Origin of the sequence: Achromobacter piechaudii NBRC 102461 (genome assembly GCF_001571245.1) — a bacterium.
Lineage (GTDB): Bacteria > Pseudomonadota > Gammaproteobacteria > Burkholderiales > Burkholderiaceae_B > Achromobacter > Achromobacter piechaudii.
Genome location: NZ_BCTK01000006.1, coordinates 190,168 through 208,138, shown reverse-complemented (window position 1 = coordinate 208,138; position 17,971 = coordinate 190,168). Strand labels below are relative to the sequence as shown.

At 65.0% G+C, this 17,971-nt stretch carries 18 protein-coding genes; 13 read left to right on the top strand and 5 right to left on the bottom strand.

Translation table 11 applies throughout. The features are described from left to right. The first annotated feature begins 119 nt into the window (after window positions 1-119). From gtdA to API01S_RS13110, 8 genes are all read left to right on the top strand, one after another. Window positions 120-1,184, top strand: coding sequence for a gentisate 1,2-dioxygenase (gene gtdA, locus API01S_RS13145; protein WP_006215999.1), 1,065 nt, complete (start codon window positions 120-122; stop codon window positions 1,182-1,184). Window positions 1,185-1,356: 172 nt separating this feature from the next. Then, window positions 1,357-2,055 carry a fumarylacetoacetate hydrolase family protein gene (locus API01S_RS13140; RefSeq protein ID WP_050728595.1) on the top strand — a complete coding sequence of 233 codons (699 nt, stop codon included), beginning with the start codon at window positions 1,357-1,359 and terminating at the stop codon, window positions 2,053-2,055. Window positions 2,056-2,067: 12 nt separating this feature from the next. Further along, window positions 2,068-2,706 carry a maleylacetoacetate isomerase gene (gene maiA, locus API01S_RS13135; RefSeq protein ID WP_061304728.1) on the top strand — a complete coding sequence of 213 codons (639 nt, stop codon included), beginning with the start codon at window positions 2,068-2,070 and terminating at the stop codon, window positions 2,704-2,706. Continuing rightward, the gene (locus API01S_RS13130; protein WP_061304726.1) at window positions 2,703-3,098 is read left to right on the top strand and encodes a chorismate mutase; all 396 of its coding nucleotides are present in this window, start codon (window positions 2,703-2,705) and stop codon (window positions 3,096-3,098) included. Before maiA ends, API01S_RS13130 begins: the two co-directional genes overlap by 4 nt. After that, window positions 3,091-4,089 carry a Bug family tripartite tricarboxylate transporter substrate binding protein gene (locus tag API01S_RS13125; RefSeq protein ID WP_061304724.1) on the top strand — a complete coding sequence of 333 codons (999 nt, stop codon included), beginning with the start codon at window positions 3,091-3,093 and terminating at the stop codon, window positions 4,087-4,089. Before API01S_RS13130 ends, API01S_RS13125 begins: the two co-directional genes overlap by 8 nt. 46 nt (window positions 4,090-4,135) lie before the next feature. After that, entirely contained in the window at window positions 4,136-5,488 is a 1,353-nt protein-coding gene (locus API01S_RS13120) for an FAD-dependent oxidoreductase (protein ID WP_050728591.1), read from the top strand. Beyond that, on the top strand, window positions 5,485-6,720 hold the full coding sequence (locus API01S_RS13115) for a 3-hydroxybenzoate 6-monooxygenase (protein ID WP_061304722.1): 1,236 nt from the start codon (window positions 5,485-5,487) through the stop codon (window positions 6,718-6,720). Before API01S_RS13120 ends, API01S_RS13115 begins: the two co-directional genes overlap by 4 nt. 23 nt (window positions 6,721-6,743) lie before the next feature. Beyond that, on the top strand, window positions 6,744-7,919 hold the full coding sequence (locus API01S_RS13110) for an ABC transporter substrate-binding protein (protein ID WP_061304720.1): 1,176 nt from the start codon (window positions 6,744-6,746) through the stop codon (window positions 7,917-7,919). Between the two features lie 49 nt (window positions 7,920-7,968). On the opposite strand, the gene API01S_RS13105 is transcribed toward API01S_RS13110, so the two are convergent. From API01S_RS13105 to API01S_RS13085, 5 genes are all read right to left on the bottom strand, one after another. Continuing rightward, window positions 7,969-8,985 (bottom strand): Bug family tripartite tricarboxylate transporter substrate binding protein, encoded by a 1,017-nt coding sequence (locus API01S_RS13105; protein WP_050728588.1) that lies wholly within the window; start codon window positions 8,983-8,985, stop codon window positions 7,969-7,971. Window positions 8,986-9,209: 224 nt separating this feature from the next. Beyond that, the gene (locus API01S_RS13100; RefSeq protein ID WP_006216008.1) at window positions 9,210-9,950 is read right to left on the bottom strand and encodes an amino acid ABC transporter ATP-binding protein; all 741 of its coding nucleotides are present in this window, start codon (window positions 9,948-9,950) and stop codon (window positions 9,210-9,212) included. A 60-nt stretch (window positions 9,951-10,010) separates the two neighbouring features. Further along, a complete protein-coding gene (locus tag API01S_RS13095) occupies window positions 10,011-11,111 on the bottom strand; it encodes an amino acid ABC transporter permease (protein ID WP_006216009.1) in 1,101 nt (366 codons plus the stop codon). Between the two features lies 1 nt (window position 11,112). Then, window positions 11,113-12,303 (bottom strand): amino acid ABC transporter permease, encoded by a 1,191-nt coding sequence (locus API01S_RS13090; RefSeq protein WP_050728587.1) that lies wholly within the window; start codon window positions 12,301-12,303, stop codon window positions 11,113-11,115. A 129-nt stretch (window positions 12,304-12,432) separates the two neighbouring features. Further along, window positions 12,433-13,449, bottom strand: coding sequence for an amino acid ABC transporter substrate-binding protein (locus API01S_RS13085; RefSeq protein WP_039882403.1), 1,017 nt, complete (start codon window positions 13,447-13,449; stop codon window positions 12,433-12,435). 325 nt (window positions 13,450-13,774) lie between these two features. Here API01S_RS13085 and API01S_RS13080 point away from each other — a divergent pair, with 325 nt between their 5' ends. The 5 genes from API01S_RS13080 (at window position 13,775) to API01S_RS13060 (ending at window position 17,928) form a co-directional block, all read left to right on the top strand. Beyond that, a complete protein-coding gene (locus API01S_RS13080; protein WP_006216012.1) occupies window positions 13,775-14,524 on the top strand; it encodes a cell division ATP-binding protein FtsE in 750 nt (249 codons plus the stop codon). Then, window positions 14,521-15,429: a cell division protein FtsX gene (locus API01S_RS13075; RefSeq protein WP_050728586.1), complete on the top strand. Its 909-nt coding sequence runs from the start codon at window positions 14,521-14,523 to the stop codon at window positions 15,427-15,429. Before API01S_RS13080 ends, API01S_RS13075 begins: the two co-directional genes overlap by 4 nt. A gap of 502 nt (window positions 15,430-15,931) precedes the next feature. Further along, window positions 15,932-16,711: a chemoreceptor glutamine deamidase CheD gene (cheD, locus tag API01S_RS13070; RefSeq protein WP_006216014.1), complete on the top strand. Its 780-nt coding sequence runs from the start codon at window positions 15,932-15,934 to the stop codon at window positions 16,709-16,711. Between the two features lie 66 nt (window positions 16,712-16,777). Beyond that, window positions 16,778-17,323, top strand: coding sequence for an RNA 2',3'-cyclic phosphodiesterase (gene thpR, locus API01S_RS13065; protein WP_050728668.1), 546 nt, complete (start codon window positions 16,778-16,780; stop codon window positions 17,321-17,323). Between the two features lie 44 nt (window positions 17,324-17,367). Continuing rightward, on the top strand, window positions 17,368-17,928 hold the full coding sequence (locus tag API01S_RS13060) for a 5'-3'-deoxyribonucleotidase (RefSeq protein ID WP_006216016.1): 561 nt from the start codon (window positions 17,368-17,370) through the stop codon (window positions 17,926-17,928). Window positions 17,929-17,971: the final 43 nt, after the last annotated feature.

Genomic DNA, 17,971 nt, shown 5'->3' with positions numbered 1-17,971 from the left:
AATTTCATTTCAAAACACATAGCTGCTTACGCATAATCGTCTTCGAATCTGGACCAGCCGCGAACCACGCGGCGGCCACCTGTAGAAGCCGGCATCAGCCGGACATACCGGAGACAAACATGCCCGACGGCCACACCCCCGGGACGGACCGCAGCGCCGACCGCAGCGCGTATTACGCGCGCATCGCCAAGAAGCACATGGCGCCGCTGTGGGAATCCCTGCACAACCTGGTGCCGCGCCAACCGACGCCGCGCTGCATTCCCGCCCTCTGGAAGTACGACGATGTGCGCGAGGACGTCATGGCGTCCGGCTCGCTCATCACCGCCGAAGAAGCCGTGCGGCGCGTGCTGATCCTGGAAAATCCCGGGCTGCCCGGCCAGGCCAGCATCACGCAGAGCCTGTACGCAGGCCTGCAATTGATTCTGCCCGGCGAGATCGCTCCCAGCCACCGCCACACGCAGTCGGCGCTGCGCTTCATCGTTGAAGGTCGCGGCGCCTACACCGCCGTCAACGGCGAACGCACCACCATGCACCCGGGCGACTTCATCATCACGCCGTCCTGGACGTGGCACGACCACGGCAACGCCGACACGGTCGAAGGCGGCGAGCCCGTCGTCTGGCTGGATGGCCTGGACATTCCGTTGCTGCGCTTCCTTGACGCGGGCTTTGCCGAAAACTATCCGCAAGCCGCACAGCCGGTCACGCGCCCCGAAGGCGACAGCATGGCGCGCTTCGGCCACAACATGGCGCCCGTGCGGCATCGCGCGACCAGCGGCACCTCGCCCATCTTCAGCTACCCCTACGAGCGCAGCCGCGAAGCGCTGGACGAGCTATACCGGCATGGCGAACTCGATCCCTGGGATGGCGTGAAGCTGCGTTACGTGAACCCGGCCACGGGCGGCTACCCCATGCCGACGATGGCCACCTTCATGCAGCTGCTGCCGGCCGGCTTCCAGGGCAAACCGTATCGCAGCACCGACTCCACCGTGTACAGCGTGGTGCAGGGACGCGGCATTGCGCGCATCGGCGACGAGGAATTTCACTTCGGCCCGCGCGACGTGTTCGTCGCGCCATCGTGGCTGCCGGTGCAATTGGCCGCGCTGGACGACGCCACCCTCTTCAGCTATTCCGACCGCCCCGTGCAGGACGCGCTGGGCGTCTGGCGCGAAGAGCGCATCGGCTGAAGCACGCGGTGCGGTGCAAGGTGGGTGGCGGGATTCGGGCTGCTTGAGTCGGACGATGTGATCCGCGCGCAGCAAGCTGCGAAACACGTTCAACGCGACCCAAACCGCCCGCCCTGCCCCCGCTCGCCTTATTTTTCTTCCCCGCTTTCCCCACCGCATTCAAGGGTGATCCATGTCTTACGTGTTTGTTCCCTCCGCCCCTGTCGCCGTGCCCGTGGCCGGCAGCCAGGATACGTTTCCGGTGCGCCGCGTCTATTGCGTCGGCCGCAACTACGCCGCCCACGCGCGCGAGATGGGCTTCGATCCCGACCGCGAACCGCCGTTCTTCTTCTGCAAGCCTGCCGACGCCGTGGTGCCCGTGGCCGACGGCCAGACGCTGTCGTTGCCCTACCCGCCCGAGACCGCCAACCTGCATTACGAAATCGAACTGGTCGCGGCTATCGGCAAGGGCGGCGAGCGCATCGCCGTGGACGACGCGCTGCAACACGTGTGGGGTTACGCCGTGGGCCTGGACATGACGCGCCGGGATCTGCAAATGAAGATGCGCGAAGCCGGCCGGCCCTGGGAACTGGGCAAGGCCTTCGACCAAAGCGCGCCCATCGGCCCGCTGCATCCCGCCGAATCGGTCCAGGACATCGAACAGGCCGGCATCTGGCTACAGGTCAACGGCGCGGACAAGCAGCGCAGCGATATCGGCAAGCTGATCTGGTCAGTCGCCGAAACCATTTCGTACCTGTCGCGCTACTTCCGCTTGGAACCGGGCGACCTGATCTACACGGGCACGCCGGAAGGCGTGGGCCCCGTCGTGCGCGGCGACACCATGGTCGGCGGCGTGGATGGGCTGGGCACGCTGCGCGTCCAGATGGCTTGACGAGGAACCTTCATGCAACTGCATAGCTTTTTCAACAGCTCGACGTCCTATCGCGTGCGCATCGCGCTGGCGCTCAAGGGCGTCAGCGTCCAGACCCTGCCCGTGAACCTGCGGCGCCAGGAACAGCGCGCGCCGGAATACGTGGCCAAGAATCCTTCGGCCGGCGTGCCGCTGCTGATCGATGGCGACTTCCATCTGTCGCAGTCGCTGGCCATCATCGACTACCTGGACGCCACGCATCCCACGCCGCGCCTGATTCCGACCGAAACCCGCGCGCGCGCCCGCGTGCTGGAACTGTCGGACGCCATCTCCTGCGACATCCATCCCGTGAACAACATGCGGATCCTGCGTTATCTGCAAGAGGTGCTGGGCGCCAGCGACGCGCAGAAAAACGCGTGGTACCACCACTGGATCAAGGAAGGCCTGGGCGCGGTCGAGGAGTTGCTGACGCGCCATGGCCACGGCGACTACTGCTTTGGCGATGCGCCCACGCTGGCCGATTGCTGCCTGGTGCCGCAAGTGGCCAATGCGCAGCGCATGGGCTGCGACCTGTCGGCGTATCCGCGCATCCTGCGCATCCATGAACACTGCAACGCGCAACCGGCGTTCCAGGCGGCCGCCCCGTCGCGCCAACCCGACTACCTGCCATGACGAACCCCACGCCCATGCAAGAACCCGACACCCACGGCGCACCGCTGCGCGAATACACCGACCCGGCCTATCAGCCGCTGTGCGCCGATCTGGCCGAGGTGCGCGCCAACATCGACCGCCTGGACGACGAGATCGTCCGGCTGATCGCCGAGCGCGCGATGTACGTGAAGGATGCCGCGCGCTTCAAGCGCGACGCCTTCCAGGTCAGCGCACCCGCGCGCCAGGCCCAGGTGTTCGACAAGGCGCGCGCGCTGGCCACGCGCCACAACCGGGGCTTCGACAATCTGGAGCAGGTGGTGGACACGACCTATCGCGCGATGGTCGCGGCCTTCATCGCCAACGAGCAAACCTATTTCAACACCATGAAAAACGTGGGAGACACGCATGACTGAGTCCTTGCCCAAGCGCCTGGCGCATACCCTGGCCCTGGGCCTGCTGAGTCTGGCGGCCGCTGCGCCGCTGACCGCCGCACAAGCCGCCGATGCCTGGCCAGCCCAACCGCTCAAGGCCATCGTACCCTTCGGCCCGGGCTCCAGCCCCGACCAGGTCGCGCGCATCGTCGGCGAAAAGGCCAGCGCCATCCTCGGGCAAAGCATCGTCATCGAAAACAAGCCCGGCGCCAGCGGCAACATCGGCACCTTCGCCATCGCCAACGCCAAGCCCGACGGCTACACGTTCGGCGTATCCATCACCGGCCCGCTGGTGAACAACACCTTGCTGTTCGACAAGCTGCCCTATGCGCCCGCGACCGACCTGTCGCCGCTGACGCTGGCTGTGCATCAACCCAACGTGCTGGTGGTGCCCGCCTCGGCCGGCATCGCCAACGTCGGCCAGTTGCTGGAGGCCTTGAAGAAGAATCCGGACAAGTACAACTTCCCGTCGCCCGGCGCGGGCACGGTCTCGCATCTGGCCGTCGAATTGCTGCTTGCGCAGATCGGCGCGCGCGCCACGCACGTGCCCTACCCGTCTTCGCCCGCCGCGCTGACCTCGCTGCTGTCGGGCGACACGCAGTTCGCCGCGCTGCCGCCCATTGCCGTCATGCCGATGGTCAAGGACGGACGCCTCAAAGCGCTGGCCGTGACCTCGTCCAAGCGTTCGGCCCTGCTGCCGGACATTCCCACGCTGGCCGAAGTGGGCGTGCCGGGCATCGAAGGGTCGGCGTGGATCGGTTTCGTGGTGTCGTCCAAGGTGCCGGTCGAGATCCAGAAAAAGCTGTCGGATGCGCTGATCCAAGCCATCCGCGACCCCGAGGTGACCAAGCGGCTGCAAGCGCAATTCATGGACCCCGTGGGCAGCACGCCCGCCGAATTCCGCGCCTATATGGATGAAGAGCTGCGCCGCTGGGAACCAATCATCAAGAAGCTGGGCATCAAGGGCCAGTAAGCCGCAAGACAACGCCGCAAGTGCAAGACAAGCCAGGAGATTTTCGATGGTCATTACCGAACCCGCCCGCCAGGTCCCGCTTACCGGCGAATTCGATGTCGTAGTGCTGGGCGGCGGCCCCGCTGGCGTGCTGGCCGCCGCCAGCGCCGCCCGCAACGGGGCACGCGTGCTGCTGGTGGAACGCTACGGCTTCCTGGGCGGCATGGGCACCGCCGCCGGCGTGTCCAACTTCTGCGGGCTGCACGCCAACATCCACGGCGACATCCGCCAGGTGGTGCACGGCATGACCGACGAACTGCTGGACCGCATGCGCGCGATGGACGGTCTGAACGATCCGCACCTGATCCTGGGCAAGATCCACGCGCAGGCCTATGACATCTCCGCCTTCAAATGCGCAGCCGACGGCATGGTGCAGGACAGCGGCGCGCAGGTCTTGTTCCACGCCCTGGCCACCGGGCTGGCGCGTGACGAGCAGGGGCGCGTGGACGTCCTGTTCCTGGAAACCAAGTCGGGCCGATGCGCGGTGCGCGCCAAGGTCTTCATCGACTGCTCAGGCGACGCCGACATCGCGCAATGGGGCGGCCTGCCCTTCGAGAAAGGCGACGACCACGGCCACATGCTCTATCCCACGCTGATGTTCAAGGTGGGCAACGTCGATGGCGCACGCGCCCAGGAGGCCTGGAAGACCATCCCGTTGCTGATGGACGAGGCCGCCGCCAGCGGCGAGTTCACGTTCCCCCGGCGCGGCGCCATCGTGCGCCCGCAAAAGCACGACTATGAATGGCGCGTCAACGTCACGCAGCTGGCCAATGCCGACGGCAGCGCGGCCGATGGCACCGACGCGGCGTCGCTATCGGCCGGCGAGCTGGAAGGCCGCCGCCAGATCATGCAGTACCTGGCCTTCCTGCGCGCCAAGGTGCCGGGCTTCGAACAGGCCTACGTGCTGGACATCGCGCCGCAACTGGGCATCCGCGAAACGCGCCGCATCGTGGGCGAAGCGGTGCTGACGCAGGAACACGTGCTGGGCTGCGCCGACTTCGAAGACAGCATCGGCGTGAACGGCTGGCCTCTGGAGATGCACACGGCGGGCGACGTGAAATGGGTGTGGCCACCCATACCGGAATCGCGCGGCTACAACCAGCTGCCGTTTCGCATGATGGTGCCCCGGCGCGGAGCGGGCGTGGCCAACAACGTGCTGGTGGCCGGCCGCTGCGCGTCGATGACGCACGAAGGCCAATCGGCCGCCCGCGTCAGCGGCAGCTGCTTCGTCATGGGCGAAGCGGCGGGCACGGCCGCCGCGATGGCGCTGCGCGCCGGCATCGCGCCGGGCGACGTGCCGGTCGCGGCCCTGCAAGCGCAATTGAAACGCCAGGGCGTCTTCCTGGGTGGCCAGGAATGAACGGCATGGGAATCGACACGAACGCATCTTCCGGCCCAGGCAACCGCACGCGCAGCGTGATCGTCGTGGGCGGCGGCATCGGCGGGCTGGCGGCCGCGCTGGCGCTGACCCGGCAAGGCATCGCCGTGCAGCTGTTGGAACAGGCCGCCCACATCGGCGAAATCGGCGCGGGCATTCAGTTGGGTCCCAACGCCTTCGCGGCGCTGGACGCGCTGGGCGTGGGCCAGACGGCGCGGGCGCGCGCGGTCTTTACCGACCACATCATCATGATGGATGCGGTGGACGCGCAGGAGGTCGTGCGCATCGACACGGGCGAGGCGTTCCGCGCGCGCTTTGGCGGGCCGTATGCGGTGATCCACCGCGCCGACATCCACTTGTCCATCCTGGAAGCCGTGCAGAAAAATCCGCTGATCCGCTTTCGCACATCGACCCAGATCGCGTCCATGTCGCAGGACGCGCAGGGCGTGGAAGTGGTGGACACGAACGGCAACCGCTACCGCGCCGACGCCTTGGTGGGCGCGGACGGCGTGAAGTCGGTGATCCGCGCGCAGACCGTGGGCGACCCGGTGCGCGTGACGGGCCACGTCGTCTATCGCGCCGTCGTCGAACGCGAGAACATGCCCGACGAATTGCGCATCAATGCGCCGGTGCTGTGGGCGGGGCCGCATTGCCATCTGGTCCACTACCCCTTGCGCGGCGGGCAGCAATACAACCTGGTCGTCACCTTCCATAGCCGCGAAGCGGAAGAATGGGGCGTGCGCGAGGGCAGCAAGGACGAGGTGCTGTCGTACTTCGAAGGCATCCATCCGCGCCCGCACCAGATGCTGGACCGCCCCACTTCATGGAAGCGCTGGGCCACCGCCGACCGCGAGCCCGTCGACCATTGGGGCCAGGGCCGCGTCACCCTGCTGGGCGATGCCGCGCATCCGATGACGCAGTACATGGCGCAGGGCGCGTGCATGGCGCTGGAAGATGCGGTCACGCTGGGCATGGCGGTCAGCCAATGCGGCGATGATCTGGACGCGGCGTTCCGCCTGTACGAATCCGTGCGCATTCCGCGCAGCGCGCGCGTGGTGTGGTCCACGCGCGAAATGGGCAGGCTCTATCACGCGCGCGGCGTTGAACGCACCGTGCGCAACATGCTGTGGACGGGCCGCAGCCAGTCCCAGTTCTATGACGCGTTGCAGTGGCTGTACGGCTGGAAGGTGGAACACTGCCTCGCGCCGACATAACAAGAGCACAAGAGGAGACAACCATGACCCGCATCACCTTACGCGGCGCCGCCGCGATTGCGTTGACGCTGACGGCGGCTGCCGTCGGCGCGCAGGGCAAACCGCTGGACATCGGCTTCATCGGCACGCTGTCCACGCCGGCCGGCTACATCGGCGAGGACGAGCGCGACGCCTTCATGCTGGCCGTCAAGGAAGGCGACGGCAAGCTGGGCGGCGTGCCCGTCAATGTGCGAGTGGAAGACGATGCGCTCAAGCCCGCCAACGCCAAGCAGATCGCCGACAAGATGGTGCAGGATGGCGTGCGCCTGTTCACGGGCGTGAACTTTTCGAACGTAATGGCGGCGGTTGGCCCCACCGTGCTGAACGCCGGGGGCTTTTACGTGAGCCTGAATGCCGGGCCGTCCAACTACGCGGGCAAGGCCTGCAACCCGAACTACTTCGCCGTCGCGTTCCAGAACGACTCGTATGCCGACACCGCCGGCATCGCGGCCAACGAACTCGGGGTCAAGCGCGTCGTGGTCATGGCGCCCAACTACCAGGCGGGGCGCGACGCCGTCGCCGGCTTCAAGCGCGCCTACAAGGGCGAGATCGCCGAAGAAATCTATACCAAGCTGGACCAGTCCGATTTCTCGGTGGAGCTGGCCCGCATCCGCGCGCTGAATCCGGAAGCCATCTTCCAGTTCCATCCGGGCGGCGCGGGCATCAACCTGACCAAGCAGTTCGCCAACTCGGGGCTGTCGGACAAGATCAAGATGATCACGCCGATCTATTCCATGGACGATCGCATGCTGGCCGCCACCGGCACGGCCAGCAAGGGCTTTTATCTGAGTTCGCTATGGAGCGCCGATCTGGACAACGCGCAGAACAAGCATTTCGTCGCCGCGTTCACCAAGGCCTACAACCGCCCGCCCACCGCGTATGCGGCCCAGGCCTACGACACCGCCAACCTGATCGGCTCGGCGCTCAAGGCCGTGGGCGGCGACGTCACCGGGCGCGCGGATGAGTTTCGCCGTGCCTTGCGCCAGGCGGATTTTCCCAGCGTGCGGGGCAAGTTCAAATTCGGCCCCAATCAGCATCCGGTGCAGGATTGGTATCTGCTGCACATCGAGCCGGGTGCGGACGGCAAGCTGGTCTATAAAAACATGAAGGTGCTGGCGCGCGATCACACGGACGTGCACGCGGCGGACTGCAAGATGTGAAAAAGGCGATGGGCGCGTCGCCGCGCCCATCGCCTTTAACCTGCGAGCCTTAGTTCAGGCTGGCGCCGGAGATCTTGACGATCTCCTGGTACTTGGCCTTTTCGCTCTTGACGAAGTCGGCGAACGCTTCCGGCGTCATGGGCGCGGCTTCCGAACCCATCGTCAACAGGCGCTGCTTCACATCCGGCTGCTGCATCGCGTCGGCATAGGCCTTGTTCAGCTTGGCCACCACGGGAGCCGGCGTGCCGCCGGTCGTGAACACGCCGAACCACGTACCCAGGTCAAAGCCCTTGACGCCCGATTCCTCGACCGTGGGCACGTCGGCCAGCAAGGTCGAGCGCTTGGCGGTGGTGACGGCCAGCGCGCGCACCTTGCCGTCCTTGATCAGCGGGGCAGAGGCCGCCAGGTTGTCGAACATGAAGTCCGACTGGCCCGACAGCAGCGCCAGCTGCGCGGGCGCCGCGCCCTGGTACGGAATGTGTTCAACGTTGATGCCGGCGCGCGCCTTGAGCAGTTCGCCCGACAGATGGCCGGCGCTGCCGTTGCCGCCCGAACCGTAGTTCAGCTTGCCCGGATTCTTCTTGGCGTAGTCGATCAGGTCGGCCAGCGTCTTGATGTTGTTCTTGTCGGCGAATTCAACGTTCATCACCAGCACGTTCGGCACCGACGCCACGATCGTGACCGGGGCGAAATCCTTGACCGGGTCATACGGCAGGTTGGCGAACAGCCAGGGGTTGATCGCGTGCGTGGCGACAGCGCCCATCACCAGCGTGTAGCCGTCGGCCGGGGCCTTGGCCACCAGGTCCGCGCCGATGTTGCCGCCCGCGCCCGAACGGTTTTCCACGATCACGGCTTGGCCAAGCGAGCCGCGCACCTTCTCGGCCAGCATGCGGGCCATGGTGTCCAGCGGGCCGCCAGGCGGGTAAGGCACGACGAAGCGGATCGGCTTGGTCGGGAAATCGGTGGCCTGAGCCAGCGCCGGTGCGCCGAAAGGCAGGGTCGCGGCAAGCGCGACCGCGCCTTGCAACAGGGCACGGCGGACCGCGCTGCGGGGGGTGTTCGTCATGGTGTTGTTCTCCTCAATCCAGATCGATGGCGGTCAGTAGCATACCGCAGGGAGCCGGTGGGGGTAACAAAGGGATACCAGGACCATGACGCGGGTTATTGCGGCTTTGGCTGCGCGCGGTGGCGATTTGCGCAGGGCATTGCCGGGCACGGCTGCATGAAAAACGCCCCGACGGCCGGATCGGATCCAGCGGTCGGGGCGTGTGCAGAACGGGCTTGGCGCGATCAGTGCAGGATCTGGCTCAGGAAGAGCTGCGTGCGTTCGTTTTGCGGATTGTCGAAGAACTCGTCGGGCGTGTTCTGTTCAATGATCTCGCCGCGATCCATGAAGATGACGCGGTTGGCGACCTTGCGCGCGAAGCCCATTTCGTGGGTCACGCAGATCATCGTCATGCCGCTTTCCTGCGCCAGCGTCACCATGACGTCCAGCACTTCCTTCACCATTTCCGGATCCAGCGCCGAGGTCGGCTCATCGAACAGCATGATTTTGGGGCTCATGCAGAGCGAACGCGCGATCGCCACGCGCTGCTGCTGGCCACCGGACAGCTGACCGGGGAATTTCTTGGCCTGATCCGGGATACGCACGCGCTCCAGATACTTCATGGCCGTGGCTTCCGCTTCCGCGCGCGGCTTCTTAAGCACCCACATGGGTCCGAGCGTCAGGTTTTCCAGCACCGTCAGATGCGGGAAAAGATTGAAGTGCTGAAACACCATGCCCACGTCCTTGCGGATCGTTTCGATGTGCTTGAGGTCGTTGGTCAGCTCCGTGCCGTCCACGATGATGTGGCCTTTCTGGTGCTCTTCCAGACGGTTGATGCAGCGGATCATCGTGGACTTGCCCGACCCCGACGGGCCGCACACCACGATGCGCTCACCCGGCGCCACGTCCAGATTGATGTTGCGCAACACGTGGAACTGCCCGTACCACTTGTTCACGTCCTGCAAACGAATAATGGCATCCGACATGCCTGTACTCCCGTAAATATCGCTGTGCGCGCCCACCGGCAGGCGGGCGCGCGGCAGTGGCTAGCGTTTGTGATCAGTCGCAAGACGTTTTTCAAGCGCCTGACTGTACTTGGACATGGAAAAGCAGAACACGAAGTAGATCGCCGAGATGAACAGGTACGCCTCTACGCCGAATCCGCGCCATGCCGCATCGGACAAGGCTGCCTTGGCGGCCAGCGTCAGATCGAAAATGCCGATGATGACGACCAGCGAGGTGTCCTTGAACAACGCAATGAAAATGCTGACCAGCGGCGGAATCACGATCTTGAGCGCCTGCGGCAGGATGATCTTGCGCATCTGCTGCCAGTAGTTCAGGCCCAGCGAATCCGCACCTTCGTACTGCCCCTTCGGGATCGCCTGCAAGCCGCCGCGCACCGTTTCCGCGATGTAGGCCGCGGCGAACAGGATGATGGCGATCTGCGCGCGCAAGAGCTTGTCGATGGAAAAGCCTTCCGGCAGGAACAAGGGCAGCATCACCGACGACATGAACAGCAGGCTGATCAGCGGCACGCCACGGATCAGCTCGATGTAGACGACGCACAGCGCCTTGATGGCCGGCATCTTCGAGCGCCGGCCCAGCGCCAGCAGCACGCCGATGGGAAACGCGAAGGCGATGCCGAACGTGGACAGGATCAGCGTCAGCGGCAGGCCGCCCCAGCGCGCGTTTTCCACGTAGGTCAGGCCGAACACGCCGCCCCACATCAGCAGGGCCACGGCCGTCAGGCCCACGGTCCAGATCGCGGCCAGCTTCCAGTTCCAGAAGTAGCGGATGCCGCTGCAAATGATCACGCCCACCAGGATGATGGTGGCGATAAGCGGACGCCATTGCTCGTCGAACGGATAGGTGCCGAACAGGATCAGCCGGTGCTTCTCGATGATGAACGCCCAGCAGGCGCCACCGGAGGCCCGGCATTCCTGGGCGTTGGCTGCGTTGAAGTCAGCCTTGAAAAACGCCCATTCCAGCAGCGCCGGCACCGCCATCAACAGGAACCACGCAAGCAGTACCGTGATGAGGATGTTCAGCGGCGACGAGAACAGACGCGCCTTGAGCCAGGGCCACGCGCCCACGTGAGTGCTGGGCGGCGGCATGGCGTCGGTGGGAGTATGCGTAGTGCTGCTCATCTCAACGCTCCACCAGCGCGATGCGCTTGTTGTACCAGTTCATGAATATCGAGATCGAGAGGCTGACCGTCAGGTACGCGCCCATGATGATGAGAATGCCCTCGATGGCCTGACCGGTCTGGTTCAGCGTGGTGTTCACGACCGAGACGATGTCCGGATAGCCGATGGCCACCGCCAGCGAGCTGTTCTTGGTCAGGTTCAGGTATTGGCTGGTCATCGGCGGGATGATCACGCGCAAGGCTTGCGGCAGGATCACCAGGCGCAATACCTTGCCGCGCGGCAGACCCAGCGAACCCGCGGCTTCCCATTGGCCGTTGTTGACGGCCTGGATGCCCGAGCGCACCACTTCGGCAATGAACGCCGAGGTGTAGATCACCAGACCCGCCAGCAACGCGGCGAATTCCGGCGACAGCGTCAAGCCACCCGAGAAGTTGAAGCCTTTGAGTTCCGGCATGTCCAGCGTCAGCGACGCGCCGCTGACGAGCCAGCCGACGAACGGCAGGCCGATCAACAGGGCGATGGCCCAGCGTCCCAGCGGGAACATGTGGCCAGTCGCTTCGTGGCGCTTCTTGCCGTAATGGCCCAGGTAGATGATCGCGACGATGGCAAGGCCCAGGCCCGCCAGCATCCAGTCCAGCGAATTGCCTTCCAGCCCGGGCACCTTCAAGCCACGGTTGGAAATGAACACGCCGGGCAATGGGTTGTGCGCCTGGCGCGGACCCGGCATGTTTTCCGTGATCAGCGCGTACCAGAAGAACAATTGCAGCAGGAGCGGCACGTTGCGCATCACTTCGACATAGACCGAGGTGATCTTGGCGACGAGCCAGTTCTTGGACAAGCGGCCGATACCGATCAGGGTACCGAGGATGGTAGCCAGCACGATGCCGATGACGGCAACGCGTAGCGTGTTGAGCAAGCCGACCAGAATGGCGCGGCCGTAATCATTGGCAGGGCTGTAGGCGATGGGTGTTTCACCGATCGCGAATCCGGCTTCACGGCTTAGAAAACCGAAGCCCGTGGCGATGTTGCGCACGGACAGGTTGTGTAGCGTGTTGGAAACCAGGAACCACACGGCCCAGGCTACCGCGGCCAGGGCAAGCACTTGGTAGACCACGGAGCGCACCCCGGGATCGTTCCAGTTCAGCCGCCGGCGAGGAGCCGAAATTGGGGCGTTCTTATTGGAAGTCGTCATGATGAATCTACAGAAGTCGTACACCGGGTGGCAACGCCGGCAAGGCCACGCCCCCCACTCCTGCCGCCCGCTCGGAGGCGGGCTAGGCAAAACGGAGCACCGGGCTCCGTTTTGCCAGGCAGCCGTGTCTTAGCGCACCGGCCAGCCGTACATCAAACCGCCTTGCTTGTACGACGCGTTCAAACCGCGTTCCAGCTTCATCGCGCTGCCCTTGCCGAGCGTGGCTTCGAAGCTTTCACCGTAGTTGCCCACGTTCTTGATGATGTTGTAGGCCCACTTGTCGTCCACGCCCAGGTTCTTGCCCATGCCCGGCGTCACGCCGAGGATGCGCTGGATGTTGGGGTTGGAGCTCTTGGTCATTTCATCGACGTTCGCCTTGGTGATGCCGTATTCCTCGGCTTCCAGCATGGCGTTCAGCGACCAGCGGACCACGTTGAACCATTGCTCGTCGCCCTGGCGGACCATGGGGCCCAGCGGTTCCTTGGAGAAGTCTTCCGGCAGGATGACGAACTTGTCCGGATTCTCGAGCGTGGTGCGGGTCGATGCCAGTTGCGACTTGTCGGTCGTGAAGGCGTCGCAGCGGCCGGCCGAGAAGGCGCGGATGATTTCGTCGTACTTGTCGATCACGACCGGCTTGAATTCGATCTTCTGGCCGCGGAACCAGTCAGCCAGGTTCAGTTCGGTGGTGGTGCCCGGCTGCACGCAGATCGTGGCGCCGTTCAGTTCCTTGGCGCTCTTGACGTTCAGGTCCTTGGAGACCATGACGCCTTGCGAGTCGTAGTAGTTCACGCCCACGCCGATCAGGCCCAGGGTCGTGTCGCGCGTCAGCGTCACGGTGGTGTTGCGGGTCAGCACGTCGACTTCACCGGATTGCAGCGCGGTGAAACGTTGCTGGGTATTCAGGGGCGTGAACTTGACCTTGGTGGCGTCGCCGAACATGGTCGAGGCGATGGCGCGGCACATGTCCACGTCGATGCCCTTGTATTCGCCCTTGCTGTCAGCAATCGAGAAACCCGGAATGCCCGTTGAAACCCCGCATTGGACAAACCCTTTTTTCTTAACGTTATCGAAGGTCGCGCCCGCATTGGCAGCCGTGGATGCGGCAAAGAGTGCCGCGCCAATTGCAGCGAGTTTCAGTACTTTCATCGTGATCTCCGTGTGGGACAAATCGAGCCTTGCTTCGACCGGGTTGGGCCGACGCATGGGGCGGATGGTAGCGTCCACGCAGCGGCCGGCACATCCGGGAATTCCCTTGAAATTTAGGGACACTGGCGAAATCAATCATCGTTTTCGTTCGAAAACGGGGACAGCTTTTTTCGGTTGCGCGGGCTCGGAAAATGCGTTCATTTCGTTCTGATCAAAACGTGTCCAACCGGTCACTTCGAAACGCTTTTTCACAGCAGGATGCGCAATCGGCTTAGGTCTCCTCCCTGTCCCCGAGTTACTATTGCGGCTTCTTCCGACAGCCGCCATGATCGAATTCCAGCACGTATTCAAATCATATGGTCGCGGCCGAAATATCCTGGCCGACATCAACTTCCGCGTGAGCGCGGGAGAATTCGTTTTCGTATCCGGGCCATCGGGCGCCGGTAAATCCACGCTGCTCAAGCTGATCGGCGGGTTGGAGCCCGCCAGCCGGGGATCCATCCAGGTCAACGGGCAACGGCTGGACAAGCTGCCCGCCCGCGCGCGCCCCTACCTGCGCCGCGCCGTCGGCGTCATCTTGCAAGACACCCATCTGCTGTTTGATCGCAGCGCGTTCGAAAACGTGATGCTGCCGCTGGCGGTCCAGGGCCACCCCTGGGACTCGGCCGCCTCGCGCGCCCGCGCCGCCTTGGACAAGGTGGGCCTGTCGGGCAAAGAAGACATGAACCCCATCGAGCTGTCGGGCGGCGAACAACAGCGCCTGGCGATTGCGCGCGCCATCGTGAACCGGCCCGCCATCCTGATCGCCGACGAACCCACCGCCAACCTCGACCACGACAACGCGCAGCGCATCATGAACGTGTTCCGTGACTTCAACCGGGTGGGCGTGACCACGCTGATCGCCTCGCATGACCAGGAATTGATGGCGCGCTATGCCACGCGCACGCTGCGCATCGACCCGGGCAAGTTCGCGGATTCGCACGGTCCCTCGCAGCCGCCCGAGACCGGCCAGCCCGCCGCGCCGCGCGCCGGCCGCGCCGAACCGGGCCTGGGCTTTCCGGGAGAACCGGCATGAACGCCTGGCTGCGACAACACCGCTATGCGTTGATGGTCACGCTGCGCCGCTTGGCCAAGCAACCGTTTTCATCGCTGGCCAACCTGCTGGTCATGGCGCTGGCCTTGGCCTTGCCGCTTTTGGGCAGCGCCATCCTGGTGTCCGTGCAACCGGTCGCGCGGCAGATGTCCGTGACGCCCGAGGTGACCGTGTTCATGCGCGTGGACGCCCCCGCGGGCGCCGCGGCCGATGTGGCCAAGCGCATCAAGAGCGACTACCAGGAAGACGTGCGCGCCGTGCGCGTGGTGGACCGCGACGCCGCCCTGGCCGACCTGCGCGCCAACCCGGCCTGGCAACAGGCCCTGGCCGTGCTGCCCGGCAACCCCTTGCCCGACGCCGTCGTCGTGACGCTGGCCGATGGCGACAACCTGGCCGGACGCGCCGACAAACTGGCCGCCGACTGGAAACAATGGAATCACGTCGATCTGGTGCAGCTCGATAGCGCCTGGGTGCAACGGCTGGAAGCCATCCTGCGGTTCGCCCGCATCGGCCTGGGCTTCCTCGCGGCCTGCGTGGCCGTGGTGGTGCTGGCGACCGTGTTCAACACGGTGCGCATGCAGGCGCTGTCGCAGCGCGAGGAAATCGGCGTCGCCCGCCTGGTGGGCGCCACCGAATCCTTCGTGCGCCGTCCCTTCCTGTACCTGGGCGCGCTATCCGGTGCAGTGGCGTCGCTGCTGGCCATTGGTGTTTCGGCCATCGCGTTGTCGCCACTGAACGATGCGCTGCTGGGTCTGGCCCGCAGCTACGGCGCGGAGTTCGCGCTGCACCTGCCGGGCTCGCCCGTGCTGGTGGCCGCCGTGATCGCCTCGGCGGCGCTGGGTGCGCTGTCGGCGCGCTGGTCCGTCACGCGCAGCACCCGCTTCTAAGCCAGGCCGGCTTTTCGCTGCTGATGCCAGCGCGCCGCCGTTGCATACGGCGCGCGGCATCGCGCAACGGCCCCCCCGAGGAATGTCTGGCGGGCGATACGCCCCTCCCCTTCGCAGGCCCTCATGGCAGTCACAATCCGGCCGCCTTCAGGCCATCCGCGAAACCACCCGCAGAACCGTCGATAAAGCCACGTAAGAAGCCTGAACCTCCCCGTGATCCGGGGAAAGACCGCGCGCGCGCCTGTGTACGATGATTGGCAGTCGTCACCGCCAAAAATCCGCCCCGCCGCGCCGCTGTCCGAGCCGTGTCGAGTGGTCGGCGCAGACGACATTGCGTTATGAATCAGGGACGTATCAATAGCGGCCGTTACAAGCATTTTTCCCGTTCTCTTGCGGGATATGTGAGAATAAAGCGAAATTTTTCTATACGTTTTGAAACAATCCACGTTCCGCCGAGCTTCGTCCTTCGTGTCCCAATCGCCGTTCTTGCCTGATAAGTCCCATGGTCGCCCGTCTTGAAGCCCGTGCAACGCGCCACTATTTCGATAGCGCGTTCCAGTGTCAGGCGGTGAAGGTACTCCCCAACGAGTACTACGTCACCGACGAAGACCTGATGATTTCGACCGTACTCGGGTCGTGTGTCGCCGCCTGTATCCACGATCCGGTCACCGGCGTGGGCGGCATGAACCACTTCATGTTGCCGGAAGGCGACATGCAGTCGCCCGCCTCGGCGACGATGCGCTACGGTGCGTTCGCCATGGAAGTGCTGATCAACGAATTGCTCAAGGCCGGCGCGGTGCGCGACCGCCTCGAAGCCAAGGTGTTCGGCGGCGGCGCAGTTCTCAGCGCCATGCAGCAGATGAACATCGGCGAACGCAACGGCGTCTTCGTCCTGAACTACCTGAAGATGGAAGGCATCCCCGTCAAGGCGCAGGACCTGGGCGACGTGCACGCCCGCCGCATCAATTACTTTCCGCGCGATGGCCGCGTGATGGTGCGCAGAATGGCCCCGCACCACCAACGCGCCGAAGAAATCATCGCCAAGCGCGAACAGGCCGCCGCCCAAAGCGTGCAGGCCAAGACGCAAAGCCCGCCGCGCGTGGAACGCTTCACCCAGCCCGGCGTCGAGCGCTTCGACAAGCCTGCCCGGCCCGGCGTGGAACGCTTCGACAAACCCGCCCGACCCGGCGTGGAACGCTTCGATCGCCCGGCACGTCCGGGCGTTGAACGCTTCGACACCGCGCTCTCGCGCCTGCGCAAGTCGGAAAGCACCGGTAGCTGATCGCCGCTGTTGCTGGGCACGGAACGCGCGCAACAACGCCGCCCGGCCCGCGCCTACAATCGGCGCATGTCCACCGTCCGACTGTTCTACGCCCTGTGGCCGTCGCCCTCGCTGGCCGCCTCGCTGGCCCAGTGGGCGCAGGTCGCCCGCCCGGTTTGCGGCGGTCGCGTCATGCGCACCGAGACGCTGCACCTGACCCTGGCGTTCCTGGGGCCGGTGGACGTGCAACTGGCCGACACGCTGGCCGCCGCCACGCCCGAACACCGCTTGCCGCAAGGCCAACTGGCGTTGGACCATTTTGGCGTGTTCAAGCGCCAGCGCATCCTGTGGGCCGGGCCACGCGACACGCCGGCCGCGCTGCAAGCCGCCCACGACGACCTGTGGCAATGGCTGGCCGACTACGGCCTGGCCGCGCCGCCGCAGCCCTTTCGCCCGCACGTCACGCTGCTGCGCAATATCGAACACGCGCCGCCGACGGATGGACTGGCGCTTGCCGAGGCCGCCGAACCGCTCTTGTGGCGCTACGACCGCATGGTGCTGGTGGCTTCCGAATCGCTGACGGGCGGCAGCCGCTACCGCATCGTCGCGCAGTCGCGCCCGCTGGAACCGTAGCCGCGCTCTGGCACAATCGGGCGATTGCCACTCCTGGGATCGCCATGATCATCCTGCTGGACCAAGACGGCGTGCTGGCCGATTTCGAACACGCTTTCCTCGATGCCTGGCGCGTGCGCCATCCCGACATCGCCCCCGTGGAATTCGAAGACCGCAAGTCCTTCCACATCCGCGAAGACTACCCGCCCGAATTGCGCGGCATGGCCGAAGCCATCTACACCGCGCCCGGCTTCATCCGTAACCTGCCGCCTGTGCCGGGCGCCTTGCAGGCCGTCAAAGAGCTGCTGGCCCTGGGCATGGACGTGCGCATCTGCACCTCGCCGCTGACGCAGTTTGAAAATTGCGTGGCGGAAAAATACCTGTGGGTGGAAAAAAACCTGGGGCGCGACGCCACCGCCCGGCTGATCCTGACCAAGGACAAGACGCTGGTGCAAGGCAATCTGCTGATCGACGACAAGCCGCGGATCGAAGGCGCGGTAACGCCGCGCTGGAAGCACATTCTGTTCGACGCGCCCTACAACCGGCACGTCAACGACCGCCCGCGCATCACCTGGAACAACTGGCGCAACGTGCTGGCGGGCGAGCTCTATACCGCAGACGAATGAGTCCGGGCGGCTGCTGTTCAGCCGTCATCATTTAGGACTATTC